General features: G+C 51.8%; 7 protein-coding genes and 1 pseudogene. All 8 read right to left on the reverse strand.

The window, feature by feature from the left end:
* Window positions 1–69: 69 nt before the first annotated feature.
* Entirely contained in the window at window positions 70–4098 is a 4029-nt protein-coding gene (gene rpoB, locus USG84_RS22995) for a DNA-directed RNA polymerase subunit beta (RefSeq protein ID WP_061096566.1), read from the reverse strand.
* Window positions 4099–4417: 319 nt separating this feature from the next.
* Window positions 4418–4783 (reverse strand): 50S ribosomal protein L7/L12, encoded by a 366-nt coding sequence (rplL, locus tag USG84_RS23000; protein WP_002445276.1) that lies wholly within the window; start codon window positions 4781–4783, stop codon window positions 4418–4420.
* Between the two features lie 66 nt (window positions 4784–4849).
* Window positions 4850–5347: a 50S ribosomal protein L10 gene (gene rplJ, locus USG84_RS23005; protein WP_003862338.1), complete on the reverse strand. Its 498-nt coding sequence runs from the start codon at window positions 5345–5347 to the stop codon at window positions 4850–4852.
* 289 nt (window positions 5348–5636) lie between these two features.
* On the reverse strand, window positions 5637–6341 hold the full coding sequence (rplA, locus tag USG84_RS23010; protein ID WP_006810530.1) for a 50S ribosomal protein L1: 705 nt from the start codon (window positions 6339–6341) through the stop codon (window positions 5637–5639).
* A 3-nt stretch (window positions 6342–6344) separates the two neighbouring features.
* A complete protein-coding gene (rplK, locus tag USG84_RS23015) occupies window positions 6345–6773 on the reverse strand; it encodes a 50S ribosomal protein L11 (RefSeq protein WP_008503452.1) in 429 nt (142 codons plus the stop codon).
* 156 nt (window positions 6774–6929) lie between these two features.
* On the reverse strand, window positions 6930–7475 hold the full coding sequence (gene nusG, locus USG84_RS23020) for a transcription termination/antitermination protein NusG (RefSeq protein ID WP_003862341.1): 546 nt from the start codon (window positions 7473–7475) through the stop codon (window positions 6930–6932).
* Window position 7476: 1 nt separating this feature from the next.
* Entirely contained in the window at window positions 7477–7860 is a 384-nt protein-coding gene (gene secE, locus USG84_RS23025; protein ID WP_013094999.1) for a preprotein translocase subunit SecE, read from the reverse strand.
* 229 nt (window positions 7861–8089) lie between these two features.
* Window positions 8090–8246, reverse strand: a pseudogene (gene tuf, locus USG84_RS23030) (elongation factor Tu); the annotation flags it as partial.

The raw sequence follows: 8246 nt of genomic DNA on the forward strand, positions 1-8246 counted from the left end.
CTCCCGTCGGAGTTAGCACACTCTGCTGTCGGGGGTTAACCCGACAGCAGTGACCTGTTTGAGCGAGAATTACTCGTCTTCCAGTTCGATGTTGATACCCAGCGAACGAATCTCTTTCAACAGTACGTTGAAGGATTCTGGCATGCCCGGCTCCATCTGATGGTTGCCGTCCACGATGTTTTTATACATCTTGGTACGACCGTTCACGTCATCAGACTTAACGGTGAGCATTTCCTGCAGGGTGTATGCCGCGCCGTATGCTTCCAGCGCCCACACTTCCATCTCCCCGAAGCGCTGACCACCGAACTGTGCCTTACCACCCAGCGGCTGCTGAGTAACCAGGCTGTAAGAACCGGTAGAACGAGCGTGCATCTTGTCGTCGACCAGGTGGTTCAGTTTCAGCATGTACATGTAACCAACGGTTACTGGACGCTCAAACTGCTCACCGGTACGGCCGTCAAACAGCGTAATCTGACCAGACGTTGGCAGACCACCCAGTTGCAGCAGCTCTTTAATTTCAGCTTCTTTTGCACCGTCGAATACCGGCGTTGCAATTGGCATACCTTTGCGCAGGTTCTCTGCCAGACGCAGCACTTCTTCATCGCTGAAGGTGTTCAGGTCGACTTTCTGACGCACGTCGGTACCCAGATCGTAGGCACGCTGGATGAATTCGCGCAGTTTCGCGACTTCCTGCTGCTGTTTCAGCATGGCGTTGATCTTGTCGCCGATACCTTTCGCAGCCATACCCAGGTGGGTTTCCAGAATCTGACCGATGTTCATACGAGACGGTACGCCCAGCGGGTTCAGTACGATATCTACCGGCGTACCGTTAGCATCGTGCGGCATATCTTCGATCGGGTTGATCTTAGAGATAACACCCTTGTTACCGTGACGACCTGCCATCTTATCACCAGGCTGGATCTGACGTTTTACGGCCAGATAGACCTTAACAATCTTCAGCACGCCTGGTGCCAGATCGTCGCCCTGAGTGATTTTGCGGCGTTTCGCTTCGAGTTTTTTCTCGAACTCGTGTTTCAGTTCGTCATACTGCTCAGCCAGCTGTTCCAGCTGATTTTGTTTCTCTTCGTCGGTCAGGCCCAGTTCCAGCCAGCGATCGCGTGGCAGTTTGTCGAGCTTCTCAGCTTCAACGCCACCGGCAACCAGCACCGCATAGATACGGCTGAACAGACCTGCTTCGAGGATCTGCAGTTCTTCAGACAGGTCTTTCTTAGCCTGTTTGAGCTGCATCTCTTCGATTTCCAGCGCACGCTTATCTTTCTCAACGCCGTCACGAGTGAAGACCTGAACGTCGATAACCGTACCGGAAACACCGTTTGGTACGCGCAGAGAAGAGTCTTTAACGTCAGACGCTTTCTCACCGAAGATTGCACGCAGCAGTTTCTCTTCTGGCGTCAGCTGGGTTTCACCTTTTGGCGTAACCTTACCAACCAGAATGTCGCCGCCGGTCACTTCCGCACCGATGTAAACAATACCGGATTCATCCAGCTTGGAGAGCGCAGCTTCACCCACGTTAGGGATGTCGGCAGTGATCTCTTCTGGCCCCAGCTTGGTGTCACGGGACACACAGGCCAGTTCCTGAATGTGGATGGTGGTGAAACGATCTTCCTGAACCACACGCTCGGAGACGAGGATGGAGTCTTCGAAGTTGTAACCGTTCCACGGCATGAACGCTACGCGCATGTTCTGACCGAGCGCCAGTTCACCGAGGTCGGTGGACGGACCGTCTGCCAGCACGTCGCCGCGCTCAACTGGCTCACCCAGAGATACGCAAGGCATCTGGTTGATACAGGTGTTCTGGTTAGAACGGGTGTATTTGGTCAGGTTGTAGATGTCGATACCCGCTTCGCCCGGATACATCTCGTCTTCATTAACTTTGATAACGATACGGGATGCATCGACGTACTGAACGGTACCGCCACGCTTAGCAACTGCAGTAACACCGGAGTCAACGGCAACAGCACGTTCCATACCGGTACCAACCAGCGGCTTATCAGCGCGCAGAGTTGGAACGGCCTGACGTTGCATGTTTGCACCCATCAATGCACGGTTGGCGTCATCGTGTTCCAGGAACGGGATCAGGGACGCACCGACGGATACCACCTGCTGGGTGGATACGTCCATGTAGTCAACCTGGTCGCGGCTGAACAAGCTGGATTCGCCTTTGCTACGGCAGGTAACCAGATCTTCTACAAAGTGGCCTTCGTCATCCAGGTTGGAGTTCGCCTGAGCGATAACGTAGTTGCCTTCTTCGATAGCAGACAGGTAGTGAATTTCGTCGGTAACAACGCCGTCAGTCACTTTACGATACGGGGTCTCGAGGAAACCGTATTCGTTCGTCTGTGCGTACACGGACAGGGAGTTGATTAGACCGATGTTTGGACCTTCAGGCGTTTCGATTGGACACACGCGACCATAGTGAGTCGGGTGTACGTCTCGAACTTCAAAGCCTGCACGTTCACGGGTCAGACCGCCCGGGCCGAGTGCGGAGATACGACGTTTGTGCGTAATCTCAGACAGCGGGTTGTTCTGGTCCATAAACTGAGACAGCTGGCTGGAACCGAAGAACTCTTTCACTGCTGCAGAAATCGGCTTGGCGTTGATCATATCCTGAGGCATCAGGGTATCCAGATCGCCCAGTGACAGACGCTCTTTCACCGCACGCTCTACACGAACCAGGCCAACGCGGAACTGGTTTTCCGCCATTTCGCCTACGGAACGGATACGACGGTTGCCGAGGTGGTCGATATCGTCCACTTCGCCTTTACCGTTACGGATATCGATGAGCTTCTTCATCACTTCGATGATGTCGTCTTTGCTCAGGATACCGGAACCTTCGATTTCGTCGCGCAGCAGAGAACGGTTGAACTTCATGCGACCAACCGCGGACAGATCGTAGCGGTCTTCGGAGAAGAACAGGTTCTCGAACAGACTTTCAGCCGCTTCGCGAGTCGGTGGCTCACCAGGACGCATCATGCGGTAGATTTCGACCAGCGCGCTCAGACGATCGGTGGTTGGGTCGACGCGTACAGTCTCAGAGATGTACGGACCGTGGTCCAGATCGTTGGTGAACAGCGTTTCGATACGTTTGTGGCCAGACTGGCTCAGCTTAGCCAGCAGATCCAGGCTCAGCTCCATGTTAGCCGGGCAGATCAGCTCGCCAGTTGATTCATCAACGTAATCTTTCGCGGCTACTTTTCCTGCAATGTATTCAACCGGAACTTCGATGTGTTTGATATCATCTTTTTCCAGCTGGCGGATGTGGCGCGCGGTGATACGGCGACCTTTTTCCACATACACTTTGCCGTCGGCTTCGATGTCGAACGACGCGGTCTCACCACGCAGACGTTCCGGCACCAGCTCCATCTGCAGCTTGTTGTCGCGGATTTCAAAGATCACTTTCTCAAAGAACAGGTCCAGGATCTGCTCAGTGGTATAGTTCAGTGCACGCAGAATGATGGTTGCAGGCAGTTTACGACGACGGTCGATACGGACAAACAGGTTGTCTTTTGGATCGAACTCGAAGTCCAGCCATGAACCACGGTAAGGAATGATGCGTGCGTTATACAGTACTTTACCGGAAGAGTGTGTTTTACCTTTATCGCTGTCGAAGAAGACGCCCGGGCTACGATGCAGCTGGGAAACGATAACACGCTCAGTACCGTTGATGACGAAAGTACCGTTGTCTGTCATGAGTGGAATCTCACCCATGTAGACTTCTTGTTCTTTAATGTCTTTTACGGTGCCTTCCGGCGCTTCGCGCTCGTAGATCACCAGACGCAGTTTTACGCGCAGCGGTGCGGAATAGGTCACGCCACGGATCTGACATTCCTGAACGTCAAACACCGGTTCGCCAAGGCGGTAGCTGACGTACTGCAGCTCGGAGTTACCGCTGTAGCTCTGAATCGGGAACACGGAACGGAAGGCTGCTTCCAGGCCGTACTGCCCTTCAGGATCTTGCTCGATAAACTTCTGGAACGAGTCAAGCTGGATAGAAAGGAGATATGGAATGTCCAGAACTTGTGGACGTTTACCAAAATCCTTACGAATACGTTTTTTCTCGGTATAGGAGTAAACCATAGGGTTCCTCAGCTCGCTGACAAGTCGACCCATCTGTCCGACGAAGGGACAGTTTGTGCAACACCATTTTGTGGACCGGAAAATTGAATACTTTCCGCAATACCTGTTGCTATCACGCTTAAACCATTTCATTGCGATTTACACAGAGCGAGCACCCTGTCGCAGTATATTAAGTCGTCGATAGAAACAAGCATTGTCAGGACAATCAGCAGTCAAACAGTGTGAAATGCTACTGATGCCTTACAGCGCAAAAAGGCTGGTGACTAAAAAGTCACCAGCCATCAGCCTAATTGCTTAGGCTGCAACCAGAAAAGTTGGCTTATTTAACTTCAACTTCAGCGCCAGCTTCTTCCAGAGATTTTTTCAGTGCTTCTGCGTCGTCTTTGCTCACGCCTTCTTTCAGCGCAGCTGGAGCAGATTCTACCAGGTCTTTAGCTTCTTTCAGACCCAGGCCAGTTGCGCCACGTACTGCTTTGATAACAGCAACTTTGTTCGCGCCAGCAGCTTTCAGAATTACGTCGAATTCAGTTTTTTCTTCAGCAGCTTCAGCCGGGCCAGCAGCTACAGCTACAGCAGCAGCAGCAGAAACACCGAATTTTTCTTCCATTGCAGAAACCAGCTCTACAACGTCCATTACGGACATAGCTGCTACTGCTTCAATGATTTGATCTTTAGTGATAGACATTTAAATTGTTCCTGAAAATCAGAATAAGTTTATACGTAAGCAAATGCTTTATAAAGATAACTGCGATTAAGCAGCTTCTTTCGCATCGCGTACAGCAGCCAGAGTGCGAACCAGTTTGCCAGCCGCAGCTTCTTTCATGGTTGCCATCAGGCGTGCAATTGCTTCTTCGTAGGTCGGCAGGGTTGCCAGGCGATCGATTTGCGATGCCGGGATCAACTCACCTTCAAAGGCTGCAGCTTTGACCTCAAATTTTGCATTCGCTTTCGCGAACTCTTTGAACAGACGAGCAGCAGCGCCCGGGTGTTCCATAGAGTATGCAATCAGGGTCGGACCAACAAACGTGTCTTTCAGGCACTCGAACTGAGTACCTTCAACTACGCGGCGCAGCAGGGTGTTACGAACAACACGCATGTATACGCCAGCTTCACGACCTGCTTTACGCAGTTCAGTCATTTTGTCTACAGTAACGCCACGGGAATCCGCAACTACTGCAGACAGCGCGCCTTTGGCTACTTCGCTGACTTCAGCAACAATCGCTTGTTTGTCTTGAAGATTTAAAGCCATTAGCTTTGCTCCTGGATGTTTGCCGGAACTCATGTTCCGGAACTCACTTCACTCTTCCCAACGGAAAGAGCGTCTTAATACGGTGAGCAGAAACAAGCCAGAGTATTAAAAATAATCTTAGCGTTCTGTCACCGTCTACGCAGGGGATTAAGTCTCTTTCGAGACACCTGCGGTCTTCGACGGAGGCCTGGATAGGCCAGGCTCCAACGAACAATTCTTTTAGCCGCTAACTTTCGTTAGCAAACGTGGGGGTAAGATTGTAGACAAAATCACCGCCCACGTAAAGGCATTAGTTTGCAGCAGCGCTCAGGCCAGCCTGGTCAACTGCAACACCTGCACCCATGGTGGTGGAGATGCTAACTTTCTTGATGTACACGCCTTTCGCCTGAGTTGGTTTTGCTTTTTTCAGCGCAACCAGCAGAGCTTCCAGGTTTTCTTTCAGTTTGTCAGCGTCAAAGTCCACTTTACCGATGGTGGTGTGGATGATGCCGTTTTTGTCGTTACGATAACGAACCTGACCCGCTTTAGCGTTCTTAACCGCTTCAGCAACGTTAGGCGTTACAGTACCCACTTTCGGGTTTGGCATCAGGCCGCGTGGACCCAGAACCTGGCCCAGCTGGCCAACAACGCGCATTGCATCTGGAGATGCGATAACAACGTCAAAGTTCATTTCGCCTTTCTTGATCTGATCAGCCAGATCTTCCATACCTACCAGTTCAGCGCCGGCAGCTTTAGCAGCTTCAGCGTTTGCACCCTGAGCAAATACAGCTACGCGAACGGAACGGCCAGTACCGTGTGGCAGTACAGTTGCGCCACGAACGTTCTGATCGGATTTACGAGCGTCGATGCCCAGGTTAACGGCAACGTCAACGCTTTCAACGAACTTAGCAGTTGCCAGTTCTTTCAGCAGAGCGATAGCTTCGTTGATGTCGTACTGTTTGGTCGCATCAACTTTGTCACGGATCACGGACATGCGCTTGGTCAGTTTAGCCATTTCTTAGTCCTCCACTACCAGGCCCATGGAACGTGCAGTACCTTCGATGGAGCGAGTCATCGCTTCAATGTCGGCACCAGTCATGTCGGCAGCTTTGGTCTGCGCGATTTCCTGCAGCTGAGCGCGGGAAATTTTACCCACTTTGTCTTTGTTCGGTTTACCGGAACCAGACTTGATACCAGCCGCTTTCTTCAGCAGAACTGCTGCTGGAGGGGTTTTGGTAACGAAAGTGAAAGAACGGTCAGCGTAAACAGTGATTACGACTGGGATTGGCAGACCTTTTTCCAGGGATTCAGTTTTTGCGTTGAACGCTTTACAGAATTCCATGATGTTCACACCCTGCTGACCCAGAGCTGGACCAACTGGTGGACTTGGGTTCGCCATACCAGCTGCAACCTGCAGCTTGACGTAGGCTTGTACTTTCTTAGCCATTCTAAAATCCTCTGATTGGGTAATAGCGCCTCAGGGAGGCTCCCCGTGAATAAAATTCGTTTTACGGGCCGAGACCCATAAAAACAAAAGGCGCGAAATTGTATTCCAATCCCGCGCCTTGTGCAACGATTAAATCGTCGCTTTTTTGATCGCTGCTTAGGCTTTTTCTACCTGGGCAAAGTCCAGTTCTACCGGGGTCGCACGACCGAAGATAGAAACAGAAACTTTCAGGCGGGACTTCTCGTAGTCCACTTCTTCAACCACGCCATTAAAGTCAGCAAACGGACCGTCATTAACACGAACCATTTCACCCGGTTCAAACAGCGTTTTCGGACGCGGCTTATCACCCACCTGCTGCAGGCGGTTCATAATCGCATCAACTTCTTTGTCGCTGATTGGCGCCGGACGGTCAGACGTGCCGCCGATAAAGCCCATCACGCGCGGTACGCTGCGCACCAGGTGCCAGCTCGCGTCGTTCATAACCATCTGAACCAGCACGTAACCCGGGAAGAATTTGCGCTCGCTTTTGCGACGCTGGCCGCCACGGATCTCAACCACTTCTTCGGTCGGAACCATAACTTCGCCAAACAACTCTTCCATGTTGTGTAATTTGATATGCTCACGCAGCGACGTTGCTACGCGGCCTTCAAAACCGGAAAACGCCTGAACGACGTACCAGCGCTTTTTAGGGGCTTCAGACATCTCAGAACCTCAGGCCAGTGATAAAGGATACCAGGCGAACCAGAATACCATCCAGTCCCCACAGGATCAGTGACATTACAGCGGTAACCGCCGCTACGATCAGCGTGGTGTGCAATGTTTCCTGGCGAGTCGGCCAAATTACCTTGCGGACTTCGGTACGCGCTTCGCGGGCAAAAGCGACAGTCGCTTTGCCTTTCGTCGTCAACAGCGCGACACCACCCGCTGCAGCAATCAGAATTACCACTGCAAGCGCGCGTAGCGGCAGCATAATGTCACGATAAAGGTAGTTGCCGACAATCGCTACGATCAGCAGAACGGCTACTACTACCCATTTCATCGCTTCCAGGCCGCGCCCGCTCCCTTGAGCTTCGGTATTCGCACTCATAAACCAACCTGTCAGAAGTATTCTACAAACATTTTCACCCCGCGATCGCGAGGCAAACCAAATCGAAATGCTAATTCGCTTTTCGGATTATACGCTCTCTGCAGAGCCTGTCTCAGCAATGATTATGACAAAAATAATCACTGATGAGCCAGGTTCTGGCGTGAAAGCGTGCAAAAAGGGCATCAAATGATGCCCTTTTATTGCGCATTGCGTCAAATGTTATCAGCAATTAGCCGAGAACTTTAGCAACCACGCCCGCGCCAACGGTACGGCCACCTTCACGGATTGCGAAACGCAGACCGTCGTCCATCGCGATTGGGTGGATCAGAGTCACAACCATCTTGATGTTGTCGCCTGGCATTACCATCTCTACGCCTTCTGGCAGT

The organism is Enterobacter sp. 168J2, assembly GCF_034107265.1.
Lineage (GTDB): Bacteria > Pseudomonadota > Gammaproteobacteria > Enterobacterales > Enterobacteriaceae > Enterobacter > Enterobacter nematophilus.